General features: G+C 34.0%; 13 protein-coding genes. 10 read left to right on the top strand and 3 right to left on the bottom strand.

Annotated features, from left to right (window positions below):
* Positions 1 to 152 precede the first annotated feature (152 nt).
* Entirely contained in the window at positions 153 to 710 is a 558-nt protein-coding gene (locus V8G69_RS12320) for a DsrE family protein (protein WP_394882297.1), read from the top strand.
* Between the two features lie 126 nt (positions 711 to 836).
* On the opposite strand, the gene V8G69_RS12315 is transcribed toward V8G69_RS12320, so the two are convergent.
* Complete coding sequence (locus V8G69_RS12315) at positions 837 to 2,183, bottom strand: DEAD/DEAH box helicase (protein WP_394882296.1); 1,347 nt, start codon at positions 2,181 to 2,183, stop codon at positions 837 to 839.
* 41 nt (positions 2,184 to 2,224) lie between these two features.
* Positions 2,225 to 3,115, bottom strand: a complete 891-nt coding sequence (locus V8G69_RS12310) for an aldose 1-epimerase family protein (RefSeq protein WP_394882295.1) — start codon at positions 3,113 to 3,115, stop codon at positions 2,225 to 2,227.
* Between the two features lie 79 nt (positions 3,116 to 3,194).
* Here V8G69_RS12310 and V8G69_RS12305 point away from each other — a divergent pair, with 79 nt between their 5' ends.
* Positions 3,195 to 4,487 carry an anthranilate synthase component I family protein gene (locus V8G69_RS12305; protein WP_394882294.1) on the top strand — a complete coding sequence of 431 codons (1,293 nt, stop codon included), beginning with the start codon at positions 3,195 to 3,197 and terminating at the stop codon, positions 4,485 to 4,487.
* Here V8G69_RS12305 and V8G69_RS12300 read toward each other — a convergent pair.
* On the bottom strand, positions 4,484 to 5,176 hold the full coding sequence (locus V8G69_RS12300) for a hypothetical protein (protein ID WP_394882293.1): 693 nt from the start codon (positions 5,174 to 5,176) through the stop codon (positions 4,484 to 4,486). The two genes, V8G69_RS12305 and V8G69_RS12300, sit on opposite strands and share 4 nt — an antisense overlap.
* A 124-nt stretch (positions 5,177 to 5,300) precedes the next feature.
* Here V8G69_RS12300 and tilS point away from each other — a divergent pair, with 124 nt between their 5' ends.
* The 8 genes from tilS (at position 5,301) to V8G69_RS12260 (ending at position 15,248) form a co-directional block, all read left to right on the top strand.
* Positions 5,301 to 6,617 carry a tRNA lysidine(34) synthetase TilS gene (gene tilS / locus V8G69_RS12295; RefSeq protein ID WP_394882292.1) on the top strand — a complete coding sequence of 439 codons (1,317 nt, stop codon included), beginning with the start codon at positions 5,301 to 5,303 and terminating at the stop codon, positions 6,615 to 6,617.
* Positions 6,614 to 8,236, top strand: coding sequence for an adenine deaminase (ade, locus tag V8G69_RS12290; protein ID WP_394882291.1), 1,623 nt, complete (start codon positions 6,614 to 6,616; stop codon positions 8,234 to 8,236). Before tilS ends, ade begins: the two co-directional genes overlap by 4 nt.
* A gap of 1 nt (position 8,237) precedes the next feature.
* On the top strand, positions 8,238 to 9,200 hold the full coding sequence (locus tag V8G69_RS12285) for a YheT family hydrolase (protein WP_394882290.1): 963 nt from the start codon (positions 8,238 to 8,240) through the stop codon (positions 9,198 to 9,200).
* Positions 9,201 to 9,305: 105 nt separating this feature from the next.
* The gene (locus tag V8G69_RS12280) at positions 9,306 to 9,761 is read left to right on the top strand and encodes a (2Fe-2S)-binding protein (RefSeq protein ID WP_394882289.1); all 456 of its coding nucleotides are present in this window, start codon (positions 9,306 to 9,308) and stop codon (positions 9,759 to 9,761) included.
* Between the two features lie 12 nt (positions 9,762 to 9,773).
* The gene (locus V8G69_RS12275; protein ID WP_394882288.1) at positions 9,774 to 11,975 is read left to right on the top strand and encodes a molybdopterin cofactor-binding domain-containing protein; all 2,202 of its coding nucleotides are present in this window, start codon (positions 9,774 to 9,776) and stop codon (positions 11,973 to 11,975) included.
* A 10-nt stretch (positions 11,976 to 11,985) separates the two neighbouring features.
* Positions 11,986 to 13,005, top strand: coding sequence for an XdhC family protein (locus V8G69_RS12270; RefSeq protein WP_394882287.1), 1,020 nt, complete (start codon positions 11,986 to 11,988; stop codon positions 13,003 to 13,005).
* A gap of 23 nt (positions 13,006 to 13,028) precedes the next feature.
* A complete protein-coding gene (locus tag V8G69_RS12265) occupies positions 13,029 to 13,640 on the top strand; it encodes an NTP transferase domain-containing protein (protein ID WP_394882286.1) in 612 nt (203 codons plus the stop codon).
* Positions 13,641 to 13,712: 72 nt separating this feature from the next.
* Entirely contained in the window at positions 13,713 to 15,248 is a 1,536-nt protein-coding gene (locus V8G69_RS12260) for a YifB family Mg chelatase-like AAA ATPase (protein ID WP_394882285.1), read from the top strand.
* Positions 15,249 to 15,277: the final 29 nt, after the last annotated feature.

Here is a 15,277-nt window from a genome sequence, read left to right as displayed (position 1 = left end):
TCGATTTGATTTTGCCAATTCGCTTTGCTCTTGACATTGCTTGCAAAATATTATACAAAAAAAATGCTATCTTTAACCAGTTACGGTTTCCAAACCGAAATCATAACCAAGCCAATGTTCTTTATAATAACCAACTAATAATTATTTGTTCCATGAAAAAACCTGTTATTCTTCTCTTTCTGATAATTTTATCAAGTGCTGTTTCTCATGCTCAAGATATGGTATTTCCAGCCATTCAGGGATATGGCGGTGTAAACGCGATTCCTTTTGAGGTAGAAAAACCTGATCCCTCCAAACAATACAAATTTGTGATAGAGTTGGGGAATAGGGTGGAGGACAAAACCAAGGCGGCCGATATACTGGATTATGTTGCAAGAATGTATAATCTCCATCGTTACGCCGGAATCCCCAAAGAAAATATTCAAATGGCCATTGTGATTTATGCTGGCGCTACCTCAATGGTGCTAGCCAACCTAAGCTATGGCAAACGGTTTGACAAAGAGGATCCAAACAGTACCTTGGTGAATCCAAACGGTGAACTGCTGGAGGAATTTTTTAGAAACGGCATTCAAGTAATCGTATGCGGTCAATCAATGATGAAGCAAGACCTTCTTCCTGAGGACATTTATCTGGGAGTTAGAATGGCTGTGTCACGATTTACAGCGACTACGGATTTGGTTGAAAACGGTTACCAGGTGTTCGTATTATAACATTGAGCAAATCGAAAAACGAATCCAAGTAGGCTCTAAAAATTGAACCAAAGATTCAATAAATAACGAAAGCACAACATTAAAATAACTGTTTATACTTGGCTTGCTGCTAAATTCGTTTAATCTCTATTTCTTTTTGTTTCGCTTATTATAATTTTTATCGCCCCGAGTTTTAGGCTTTTTATACTTTTCAGCAATTTTAAATTTGTAAGAACCTCCTAAATTTTCTTTCTTGTTTTTGTCTTTCTTTTCATGAAATGCAGGGCCAATGGCATCATCCTTTTTTATAGGATTATTGCGCTCTTTAATTTGTGGGCGTTCTTCTTCAATCAATTCGTCTGATATGTCAACATCTTCAGGAAATTCCATAAAAGGAATCGTCATATTCATTAAAGCTTCAATCTTTTCTAAAGATTCAAGTTCACTTTCTGTTGAAAACAAAATAGACTTACCTTCGCGTTCTGCACGACCTGTTCTTCCAATTCTGTGCATGTAGTTTTCAGGAAAATCTGGCGTGTCAAAGTTTATGACATGGCTAATGTTATCAATATCCAAACCACGCGCCATAACATCGGTAGCCACTAAAATACGGTTTACACCATTTCTGAATTGTTCAATACTTCTAAGCCTGTAATTTTGTGTTTTGTTGGAATGGATGACACAACATGCATCGTGAAAGGTTTCTTCTAGTTTTTCAAACAGTAAATCGGCCAGTTTTTTGTAACCTACAAAAATCAATACTTTATTGAATTCATCTTCATCTTTCAGTAAGTGAGTCAGTAAATTAACTTTGGTGTAAAAATTTGTAACGGTGTAGCGTTGTTGTGAAATATTATCTAAGGGTGTTCCGGAGACAGCGATAGAAACGCGTTCAGGATTTTTAAAAAATTCAGAAATCATTTCATCAACATCGTGCGTCATGGTTGCCGAAAACATAATGTTTTGACGGCGTTCTGGTAAGATGTCGAAGATATTGATAAGCTGATGTCTGAAACCTAAATCCAACATCACATCTACTTCATCAATAACCAAGCGCTGAATGGTTTTAAGCTGTAAAACCCTGCTTAAAGCTAAATCATAAAATCTGCCAGGAGTTGCTACTAAAATATCTAATCCGTCTGCAATGGCTTGCTTTTGAGTATTGATGTTGGTGCCGCCATAAACTCCTAAAACACGAACATTAATATATTTCGCCAGTTTTCCAATTTCTTCAACAACTTGCACAACCAGTTCACGAGTTGGTACTAAAACTAAAATACGAGGTGTTTCTTGTGTTGAAAATTTAAAATTTTTAAGTATAGGAAGCATGTAAGCAAATGTCTTTCCGGTACCGGTTTGGGCAATCCCAACCATATCTTTACCAGAGTTAACTACATTAAAAGCTTCTGCCTGAATAGGTGTTGGGGTTGTAAACCCTAAATCATCTAAGGCGTTATATAAAAGGGTATTTAAATTTAAATCTTGAAAGGTCACAGCTGTAATTTAGCCGACAAAGTTAAGGTTATTATTCGTATTTAAACCAGATGATTGTTGTGAATTTCAATACTATAAGTCGCTGTAAAGGTTTCGTTGGCCTTTAATGATAGAATACCTTCTTTGGTTTTAAAATCCTGACTTGTGTCTTCATGATCTGCAATACCAAGCCAGGGTTCAATACAAACATAGTTGCCGGCAGGTTTTGCCCAAATACCCAAAAAAGGAAATTCTTTAAATTTAACCGTTAAAATAGCACCATAGGTATTGCTTTTTAATGTGACTTTTCTTGATTTTAAATCTTTAAAAACAAGGGCATCTTCATTAAACAATTCATGTTTAAGTTTTATAAGGTTGGAATTATTAAAAACAGATTCTGTTTTGGAAGAAATTAAACCGTTTTCCATGTTGATTCGATGTCTTACCGAGTTTTCCTCACATTCAAACTCTAAAGAATAATCATCATAAGTTTCGTTTTGGTAAACAGGGCATTTAAAAGCAGGATGACCACCCACTGAAAAATACATGGTTTGTTCATCACAGTTTTTAATGGTATGAGTGACTTCAATGGTATTATCTATAAGTTTATAAGTCATAAAAAATTCAAACTTAAACGGATATGATTTAAGGGTTTTCTCATTATATCCAAGCTTAAAAGTTAAACTATCTGAGGTTTGTTCGTGTAAAACAACATCAGGGTTATTTCTTATAAAACCGTGTTTTGAGAGTTTATACTCTTTGTTTTCAAAACGATAAGTGTTATTTTTTAATGCACCAATTATTGGGAACAGGTTAGGGGCATGGTTACCCCAGACAGTTGGGTTGGCATCCCACATAAATTCGTTGATGTTTTGTACTGATGATATTTGGCATAGTTCTGCGCCAATTTTTTTTACTGCTATTTTAAGTTTATTGTTTTCTAAAGTGTACATGGATGCTATATTAAAACTAACATACAAAATTTGTAATTTTTTAAGGAATCTAACTAACTTTACCCTATAATTTTGATGTTTGAGAACAAAGTTTATACATAATGTTGATAATCAAGAACTGTTTAAGCAAAATGTGCTGGTTTGGAGTCAGCAATTTCATGAGGTAGTTTGGTTAGATTCCAATAATTATAACCAGATGTATTCCAGCTATGATGCTATTTTAGCTGTTGATGCCGTTAATAGTATTCAAACAGATTATCACCACGCTTTTAATACCCTAAAACATTATCAGTCTAATTGTAGCGACTGGATTTTTGGATTTTTAACGTATGACTTAAAAAATGATGTTGAAAACTTAGAGTCGAACAACTTTGATGGATTGCAATTTCCTGAAATGTATTTTTTTCAACCTAAAAAGTTGTTTTTATTTAAGGGAAACACTGTTGTTTTTCAATATTTAAAAGAATTTGATTCTGAAATTGAAGTTGATATAAAGGAGATTGAACAAATCTCTTTTAAATCTGATAAGGATATTGAAGAGCCAATAAAAATAAAACTCCGTATTCATAAAGATGAGTATTTTGAAAAAGTCAACAATATTTTAGAGCATATACACCGAGGAGATATTTATGAAGCTAATTTTTGTCAGGAGTTTTATGCAGAAGATACAGAAATCAATCCTTTAGAAACATATTTCAAACTAAATGATATATCTAAATCACCGTTTGCTACTTTTTTTAAGTTGAATGATTTGTATTTGTTGTCATCATCTCCAGAACGTTATTTAAGGAAAGTTGATAACAATATAATTTCTCAACCCATAAAAGGAACCGCAAAACGCTCGGAGGATCCGGAAGAAGATGAACAGCTAAAATTGGCTTTATTGAACGATGAAAAGGAGCGAAGTGAAAACATTATGATCCTGGATTTAATGCGTAATGATTTGTCTAAAACAGCTGTAAGAGGTAGTGTGATGGTTGAAGAATTATGTAAGGTTTATACGTTTAAACAGGTGCATCAAATGATTTCAACGGTAATATCCCAAATAGACGAAACAGTGCATCCTGTTGATGTGATTAAAAGCACATTTCCAATGGGAAGCATGACAGGCGCTCCAAAAATTTCAGCAATGAAAATTATTGAAACTCTTGAAGAAACAAAAAGAGGCTTATACTCAGGCGCTGTTGGTTATTTTTCACCAGAAGGCGATTTCGATTTTAATGTGATTATTAGAAGCATTTTATACAATGAAACCAATAAATACGTATCCTATTCTGTTGGCGGTGCCATAACGGCAAAAAGCGATCCGCTTAAAGAATATGAAGAATGCCTTATAAAAGCAAAAGCCATGCGCGAGGTTTTAGAAAGCTAGTCCAAATGGTCCTTAAACTTGTTTTTTACTTCTTCATAAATATGTTCAACACGTTTTAGTTCCATGTTTTTAACTTTTGCAATTTCTTCAAAAGTTAATTTTCCAAATACCAATAAGTCTATAATGCTTGACACATTTAAAGGTAACCAACTATAAAGGCTGCCTAAAAGCTGACTCGATTTATTTGAAGATAAATCTTCTAGCTCTAAAGCATTTAAAACGGAATTGTCATTATCATCATATAAAAATAAGTGTTTGTGTTTGTGGTCTTGTTTATATGAAATATCATTTAATTCTTCATTCATAATAAAATCCCAGTCACCATCTATTGTGTAAGTTTCTTCTAAATCATCTAGTTCTTCCTCTAAAATATCACTGGTGCTTAATGTGTTTTTATGAAAAGCTTCTTTTTTATATAGCGCATCTAATGTTGAACACACAATCTTAAACAATTTAATTTTTATTGTTGAAATGTCACTGTCAATATCATACCCTTTTTCATAAAATTCAGCAATACTTTCGTCAATAATTCCATTTGAAGAATACATGTTTTTTGGCAAAATACGCATAGATTCTGCGATGTATAACCTGTGCTTTACATATGGATGAATTTGATCTGTTGCAGAAATAACGCGTTTATCAAATGCGGTTTTGGTAGCCTTGTCGTTAATTTTATCTATTGAACACATAATTATAGTATTTAAAATTTACACATATAAGATACTTCATTTTTAATATAAAACGCATGATTTATGTCATTTTATATTAACAACTTGATATAAATTTCATTATTCAAAGTTGTATATTTGAAAGATGATTGAACAATTCCAAAAGCATATTGATACACGGCTTTCTTTTTTAAAGAAAAGCAGACTTTTGCTTGCTATTTCCGGCGGATTGGATAGTGTGGTGTTAACGCATGTATGTCATCAGCTAAATTTGAATATTGCGTTAGCCCATTGCAATTTTAATTTAAGAGGCGATGAGAGTGATGCTGATGAAGACTTTGTGATGCAACTTGCTGAAGATTTGGATTTAGAGGTTTTTATTGAAAGTTTTGATACTAAAGCCTATGCTGAGGAACATAAATTATCTATTCAAATGGCTGCACGCCAATTGCGTTACGACTGGTTTGAAGAGCTTTCAACCCAGTTAAAGTTCGATTATATTTTAACGGCCCATCATGCCGATGATAATTTAGAAACATTTTTAATCAATTTAACAAGAGGAACTGGGCTTGATGGTTTAACAGGAATACCAGAAACCAATAATTCTGTAGTAAGACCTTTGTTACCTTTTTCAAGACAGGTTATTGAAATGTATGCGAATCAAAACAAATTAAAATGGCGGGAAGATAGCAGTAATGCATCAACCAAATATTTGCGAAATAAGCTGCGACATGATGTGATTCCTGTGTTGAAAGAAATTAATCCACAGTTGTTACAAAATTTTCAAACCACGTTAAGCAATCTAAATGATACGGCTGATATAGTTGAAGAAAGGCTGCAAAAAGTTTTCAAAATTGCTGTTGATGTAAATAATGAAAAGGGAATTAAGTTTAAAATCCCAGAATTTAAAAAACTCAAAAACCCCAAAGCGTATCTTCATGAGTTTTTAAAAGATTATGGATTTGCAGAATGGAATGATGTTGTTAATTTATTGGATGCACAATCAGGAAAACAAGTGTTTTCTTCAACACACAGATTATTAAAAGACAGGGACTCTTTAATATTAACAGATATAAATTCAGAAGAAAATCAACAAATCGTTTTAATTTCTGAAGACAATAAAAATATCCAAACACCAATAGGGACATTACATTTTGAAGAGGTTTCTACAATGGAAACTGTAAATTCAAACATTATTTATCTTGATAAAGACAAACTTAAATTTCCGCTTTTGGTAAGAAAATGGCAGGAAGGAGATTTCTTTTATCCGTTAGGCATGCAAGGGAAAAAGAAATTAAGTAAGTACTTTAAAGATGAGAAATTTTCTTTGGTAGATAAAGAGAATGCATGGTTGTTGGTTTCTGGAGATGCTATTGTTTGGGTTATAGGTAAGCGACCGGATAACCGTTTTAAGGTCAATGAAAGCACACAACAAATTTTAAAAATAGAATTTAGTAAATGACATTACAAGGGCAAATTGTTGATATACCAAACAAACGCATTTTTAAAGGGGAAATTACTTTTGAAAATGGGAAGATCAAGTCTATTACAGAAAAGCAACATGAGGTAAATCACTATATTTTGCCAGGTTTTGTCGATGCACATATCCATATAGAAAGTTCCATGTTAGTGCCAAGCGAGTTTGCACGTTTGGCCGTAAAACACGGAACAGTTGCCACAGTGTCCGATCCTCATGAAATAGCGAATGTGCTTGGGGTTGAAGGTGTTGACTTTATGATTGAGAATGGTAAAAAAGTGCCTTTTAAGTTCAATTTTGGAGCGCCTTCATGTGTGCCGGCAACAAGTTTTGAGTCGGCTGGAGCTATCATTGACTCTCATGCTGTTAATCAATTACTTCAAAATAAAGATATAAAGTACTTAACCGAAATGATGAATTATCCAGGTGTTTTGTTTGATGATGAAGAAGTGATGGAAAAAATTGCCTGGGCAAAACATTATAACAAACCAGTTGATGGTCATGCACCAGGATTAAGAGGAGATGACTTAACTAAATATATCAACGCTGGTATTTCAACAGACCATGAATGTTTTACTTATGAAGAAGGTTTGGAAAAACTTCAAAAGGGAATGAAAGTAATAATTCGTGAAGGAAGTGCTGCTAAAAATTTTGAAGCTTTAATTGATTTGTTGCCTGAATATTTTGAAAACATGATGTTTTGCAGCGATGATAAACATCCTGATGATTTGTTACTGAATCATATCAATAAACTATGTGCAAGAGCTGTTGCTAAAAACATAGATGTGTTTAAGGTATTGCAAGTAGCTTGCATTAATCCGGTAAAGCATTATAATCTTGATGTTGGATTACTAAAAGTTGGAGATTTTGCCGATTGTATTGTTGTTGAAGATTTAATTGATTTTAAAACACTGCAAACATATATTAATGGTGAATTGGTTTTTAATCATGGGCGATCACTTATCAAACCTGTAAAATTCAACCTTTTAAACAATTTTAATACAGATAAAAAAGAAGTATTCGACTTTAGGTTTCAATCATCAACCAATCAAATTCGTGTTATAGAAGCTTTAGAAGGGCAATTAGTGACTAATGAAATTGTTGCCAACAGTTTAATTGTAGATGGTAATTTAGTCTCAAATATTGATAAAGATATTTTAAAGATGACGGTGGTTAATCGTTACCAAAACCAAAAACCTGCAATTGCTTTCATTAAAAATTTCGGACTAAAAGAAGGTGCTATCGCGTCATCTGTGGGTCACGATTCCCATAATATCATAGCTGTTGGTGTGTCTGATGAAGCTATTTGTAAAGCAGTGAATTTAATTATAGAAAGCAAAGGAGGTATTTGTGCGGTTTCAAATTCCGAAGAAAAAATAATTCCGTTGCCTGTAGCAGGTATTATTAGTGACCAAGATGGTGAGTCTGTTGGAAAAATGTATGCCGAATTAGATGCTTTGGCAAAACAAATGGGAAGTAATTTGCATGCGCCTTATATGACGTTGTCCTTCATGGCCCTTTTGGTTATTCCGTCATTAAAATTAAGTGATAAAGGCTTGTTTAACGGGTCAATATTTCAATTTACTTCTTTAGAGGTTCATTAATATGCCAATAATTCAAGATACTTATAGGCCTCTGTTCTTTTTTAAAAACGGACATGTGTCCACGGTCTATTCAGGATTAATAAGACGTGTTAAAGGTTTTAAGCAAGAGCGAGAGCGTATGACATTACCAGATGATGACTTTTTAGATTTAGATTGGAGTTATTCGGAAGAAAAAACAAATAAGATTATCATTTTACTTCATGGTCTGGAAGGAGATGCACATAGACCATATATGACAGCAACAGCTAAACTTTTTAACAAAAATAAAGTAGATGCTGTTTGTGTGAATTTTAGGGGTTGCAGTGGTAGTGATAATTTAAAATATAGATCCTATCATTCTGGTGCTACCGAAGATTTAGAAGCTGTTATAAATTATTTGCTTAAAAATAAAGATTATAATGAAATTTTCATCAAAGGTTTTAGTCTTGGTGGAAATATGGTATTAAAATATTTAGGTGAACGCAATGAAGTTCCAAAGGAAATAAAAGCAGTCGTCGCAGTATCTGTACCTTGCTCTTTAGAAGGTTCAGCAAGAATGTTGCACACTTTACAAAACAGATTATATCATGACCGATTTAAAAAACATTTAGTAGATAGATTAAGGATTAAACAACAACAATTCTCAGATATTTTAAGTTTAGAAGAACTAAATTCTATAAAAACTTTGTATGATTTTGATAATGTGTATACTGCTAAAGCCCACAGTTTTAAAGATGGAGCAGATTATTATAATCAATGCAGTTGTTTGCAATTTCTCCAAAATATAAAAACCCCCACTTTGATAATTAATGCCCTGAATGATTCTTTTTTATCCCATGAGTGTTATCCGGTAAAAGAAGCAAAACAAAATCCAAATTTATTTTTAGAAATGCCAAAACATGGTGGTCATGTTGGGTTTGTTGATAGGAAAAACATTTATTATAATGAAAACAGGGCACTTGAATTTGTTTTAAGAAAATCTTAATTCTTTGTTAAACAAAGGTTAGCTCCACTTTTTTCCTTATTTTTATATAAATGTCGATATTTCAAAGGCATATAGACTTATTTTTCTAATAAATATTTAAAAAAAATGCCAACATTCAATTTAAAAATTAACAATAAAGCCTATACTGTTGAAGCAGATATGGACACTCCTTTATTATGGGTTTTAAGAGATCAGATAGAATTGGTAGGAACCAAATATGGCTGTGGTATCGGGCAATGTGGTGCTTGTACCGTGCATGTAAATGGTAACGCTGTGCGCAGCTGTTTGCTTCAAGTATCTCAAGCTGAAGGAATGGATATTACAACTATTGAAGGACTTTCTGAAGATGCTACACATCCATTGCAACAAGCATGGCTTGAACATGATGTACCACAATGTGGGTATTGTCAAAGTGGCCAGATTATGAGTGCTGCTGCATTATTAAAAAATAATCCGCACCCTTCAGATGAGGATATAGAAGCTACTATGAGTGGAAATATCTGTAGATGTGGTACTTATATTAGAATTAAACAAGCTATTAAAACAGCATCAAAATCATAAATACCTGAAGTCATGACAAAAGTAAAAACACAATATAATCGTCGCTCATTTTTGAAGATTTCTGCAGCTGCAGGTGGAGGTATGCTTATAGGGTTTAGTTGGTTAGCAGGATGCACTACAGAAAAGAAAATAAAGAAAATAGCAATACCGAATGAATGGTTCGAAATAAATGGCTATATCAAAATAGGAGATACCGGTTTAGTTACCATTTATTCTCCTAATCCTGAAATTGGTCAAAATGTAAGAACCTCAATGCCAATGATTGTGGCAGAAGAATTAGATGTAGATTGGGAAAACGTTGTGGTTGAGCAAGCACCTTTAAATACTGGTTTCTATCAAAATCAATTTGCTGGTGGCAGTCTTTCTATTAGGTTAAGTTGGAATGCACTAAGAATGGCTGGTGCCACAGGAAGAAGAATGCTTTTGGAAGCTGCAGCAAAAGAATGGCAAATACCTGTTTCAGATTTAACAGTAACGCATGGGATTATTAAAGAGAAAAATGGTGAGCGAACCATTACTTATGGAGAAATAGCTTCAAAGGCAGTAGGTATTGAGATACCTGAAGAAGTTGAGCTTAAAGAAATAAAAAACTTTAAATTAATAGGGACAAGTGTTAAAAATGTAGATGGCAAGAAAATAGTCACAGGCAAACCTTTGTTTGGATTGGATTTCAAGAGAGAAGGAATGGAGCTTGCTATGATTCATCATCCACCTGCTTTTGGGATGAAAATAAAAAACTTCAATGAAGAAGAAATTAAAAAAATGCCTGGAGTAAAAGATGCTTTTATTATAGATATAGACATTAAAGACCCAAGCTGGTCAGATGAAAAAGGGTATCTACAACTTATAGCCATAGTTGGAAAATCCACCTGGCAATTGATGAAAGCCAAACAAGCGATCAATGCCAACTATGAAATAGTAAGCGAGTTGGAAAATTCAGAATTGCATTTAAAAAATTTGGAACAAGCCATTGAGTTTGGAGAAGCAGAAAATAGTAGAAAAGACGGTAATCCAGAAGAAGCGTTTATGAAGGCTGTTAAAGTAATCGAACGAACATATAATTCTCCGTTTCTGGCACATAATACCATGGAACCCATGAATTTCTTTGCCAATGTTACAGAGAATTCAGCAGAACTCATAGGACCAACGCAAACACCAGAAGCTCTTGAAACATCGGTTTCTAAATTGCTAAACATGCCAATAGAGAATATTACCGTTAACATGACTAGAATGGGTGGCGGATTTGGTAGGAGACTTTATGTTCATTTTGGAGTGGAAGCAGCAGCTATTTCTAAAAAAATAGGGGCACCTGTAAAGCTTATTTATACAAGAGAAGATGACATGACCCAAGGTACTTACAGACCAGCTTATCAAGCTAAATACAAAGCGGGATTGGATGAAAACAACAATCTCATTGCTTTTGCAGTGAAGGGCGCTGGTTTACCAGAAAGTTCAATATTTCCAAATCGTTTCCCTGCTGGTACCGTAGAGAACTATTTGGCGGAACAAATTAGTGGAAAAACAAATATAACAACTGGTGCTTGGAGAGCCCCAAGATCTCACTTTACAGCTGGTGCAGAGCAATCATTTCTTGATGAAGTAGCGGAATTAGCAGGAAAAGACCCTATAGATTTTCGTTTGGAATTATTTGAACGTGCTATTAAGAATCCTGTTGGCGAAAAACATGAATATGAGGCTGAACGATATGCAGGTGTTTTGAAATTAGTTAAAGAAAAATCCAAATGGGGAGAAACAAAACCAGGCATTTATCGTGGAGTTGCGGCTTATTTTTGTCATTCATCATATGTTGCTGAAGTTGTAGACGTTGTTTTGGAAAATGGGCAACCAAAAGTTAAAAATGTTTATTGTGCTGTTGACTGTGGGGTTGTAGTAAATCCTGACGCTGCTAAAAATATGATTCAAGGTGGTGTTATAGATGGAATTGGGCATGCTATGTATAGCCAATTAACTTTTAGTAATGGTGCTGTCAATGAAAAGAATTTTGATAGATATCAATTGATGCGTCATTCTCAAGCTCCAGAGTCTATTGAGGTTTTCTTTGTGAAAAACGAAATTGCGCCAACAGGTTTAGGCGAGCCTGGACTACCACCTGCTGTTGGGGCGTTGGCAAATGCATTGTATAAAGCTACAGGTCAGCGCTTAACAACTCAACCTTTTGCAAATCATATCCAAACTAAAAATTTGGTAGGTTAAAAATGGTTTTATGACGCATGAATTCAAAACAATTATTGAAAGTTACCTTTTAGCAAAAAAGCAAGGTTTAAAAGCTGTTTTAGCAACTGTGGTTCATTTAGAAGGTTCTTCTTATCGTAGACCCGGAGTAAGAATGCTTATTCTTGAAAATGGAGACATGATTGGAGCAGTAAGTGGTGGTTGTGTAGAAAAAGAAGTTTTGAGACAAACTGTCTCAGTTTTTAAAACTGGTGAATCAAAAATAATGACTTATGAAGGAAGGTACAGATTAGGGTGTGAAGGTGTGTTATATATTTTGTTGGAATCCTTTAGTTTAGATGAAACATTTGTAAGTGCGTTTTCAGAATGTTTGCAAAAACGACAGTCTTTTGAAGTAATATCATATTTTGAAAAGAAAGACATTGTAACGACAAGGGCCGGATCTTATGTTAAAATAAATAAGAATCTGTATTCTGTTGGTGGTAATAAACAGGCAGATGACAAACACGATCTCTCTACTTTTAAGGAGTATATGAGTCCGTGTTTTAAATTACTTATAATAGGAGCAGAACATGATGCTGTTCAACTATGTCAATATGCCTCCTTAACAGGTTGGGAGGTGACTGTTGTAGCTGGAGATTTAGAGTCTAAATCTATCAAGGACTTCCCTGGTGCAAACACGTTTCTTTTGGCTAAGCCAGAAACTTTAAAAGTAAACGATATTGATAACCAAACTGCTATTGTGCTTATGACACATAATTTTGCATACGATTTACGTTATTTGGTTGCTTTAAAAGAAACATCACCTAATTATATAGGTTTATTAGGACCTACAAAACGCCGAGACGATTTGCTATCTCAATTTATAGAGTATTGTCCAGATATTTATGACAATTTTTTAGATATTATTCATGGTCCTGCAGGTCTTAATATTGGTTCAGAAACGCCTCAGGAGATTGCTGTTTCTATTGTTTCAGAAATATTGGCATTTACAAGAAAACGAAATCCCTTTTCACTCAGTAAAAAAACAGGTAGGATTCATTCTCAGTAATTGTCTCCTTTGTGCAGAATTTAATGTCAACAACAACTATAATAATTTTAGCAGCTGGTGCTTCAACCAGAATGGGAAGCCCAAAGCAATTATTAAAATGGGAGAACAGTAATTTATTATGCCATGCCATTAACACAGCATTAAATGTTGGTGATGTTGAGGTAATAGTTGTATTAGGAGCCAACTATAAACAGATACAAAAAGAAATTATGTGTCTTCCTGTTACAATTATAAAGAATGATAATTGGAAAGAAGGATTAGGGAACTCTATTGCTTTCAGTATTAGTTTTATTAAGCAATCTCTCCCTAAAACAGACCATGTTCTTGTTATGCTTGCAGACCAACCATTAATAGATTCAACTTATTTAAAATTACTTATTAGTAAGTACAAACAAGATACTACTAAAATAGTGTGTACATTATATCATCAAGAAAAATCTGGGGTTCCTGTAATTTTTAATAAAGCATATTTTGATGAATTGTTACAATTAAACCAAGATAAAGGGGCGAAAGAGGTGTTGAAAAAACATTCTAAGGACTTGAAATTTGTAGATGGAAAGGATGTTATTGTTGATATTGATACGATGGAAGATTATAAGATTTTATATAAAAAACATCACATAGAAAACAGATAGTGTGATTTACGGATAAATTCTTTTTGAAAAATCTAAAATACATTTCTTACATTTAAACAGTAAACTATTTTTATGTTAAAAAAAGTATTTGGAAGTGCCGTTTTTGGTGTAGAAGCAACAACTATTACAGTTGAAGTGAATGTTGATAGCGGAATTGGTTATCACCTTGTAGGACTTCCTGATAACGCCATTAAAGAAAGTAATTATCGTATAGCTGCAGCACTTCAAAATAATGGCTATAAAATACCGGGAAAAAAGATTACTATTAATATGGCGCCTGCCGATTTGAGAAAGGAAGGAAGCGCCTATGATTTAACCTTAGCAGTTGGAATTTTAGCAGCATCAAAACAAATTCAAGCAGAAAATTTAGAGCAATATATTATAATGGGCGAACTGTCTTTAGATGGTAGTCTGCAACCTATAAAAGGCGCATTGCCAATAGCAGTTAAAGCAAGACAAGAAGGTTTTAAAGGTTTTATTCTGCCAAGTCAGAACGCCAAAGAAGCTGCAATTGTAGATAATTTAGAGGTTTATGGCATAGATAATATTAAACAAGTGATTGATTTTTTTGATAAAGGTGAAGTACTGGAACAAACCATTATCAATACAAGAGAAGAGTTTTATAAAAACCTCGATTTTCCGGAACACGATTTTAGCGATGTAAAAGGACAGGAAGGTATTAAGCGATGTATGGAAATTGCCGCCGCCGGAGGGCATAATATTATTTTAATTGGTCCACCAGGTGCTGGCAAAACCATGTTAGCTAAACGATTGCCCAGTATTTTGCCACCAATGACCTTGCATGAAGCCTTGGAAACCACAAAAATACATTCGGTGGTGGGTCGTGTTAAAGATACAGGACTCATGGCACAACGTCCGTTTCGTAGCCCACATCACACTATAAGCGATGTGGCGTTGGTTGGAGGAGGCGCTTTTCCACAACCAGGTGAAATATCTTTATCACATAATGGAGTGTTGTTTTTAGATGAGTTGCCAGAGTTTAAACGAGGAGTTTTAGAAGTGTTAAGACAACCTTTAGAAGATAGAGAAGTGACTATTTCTCGTGCTAAGTTTACGGTAACCTATCCAAGTAGTTTTATGTTGGTAGCCAGTATGAACCCAAGTCCTGGAGGTTATTTTAATGATCCAGATGCACCTGTTACCTCAAGCCCTGCTGAAATGCAACGTTATTTAAGTAAAATATCTGGACCTTTATTGGACAGAATTGATATTCATATTGAAGTGACTCCAGTGCCATTTGAAAAACTTTCTGAAGAAAGAAAAAGTGAAACATCGGTAGAGATTAGAAAACGTGTTACTGCAGCTAGAGATATTCAAACCAAACGTTTTGAGGAATCAGATACAGTTCATTATAATGCCCAAATGAACACGAAGCAGATTCGTAAATATTGTGTGCTTGATGAAGCTTCAAAACAATTATTAAAGACCGCTATGGAACGTTTAAATCTGTCTGCACGTGCTTATGATAGAATTTTAAAAGTTTCTAGAACCATCGCAGATTTAGAAGGTGTAGAAACCGTTAATGGTTCACATATCAGCGAAGCCATTCAATATAGAAGTTTGGACAGAGAAGGTTGGTTAGGGTAATCTCAGACTTGTTAAATATTAAATAATTT

Source organism: Gaetbulibacter sp. M235 (assembly GCF_043876835.1).
Classification (GTDB): domain Bacteria; phylum Bacteroidota; class Bacteroidia; order Flavobacteriales; family Flavobacteriaceae; genus Yeosuana.
This window is presented reverse-complemented; position numbering and strand designations above follow the sequence as displayed.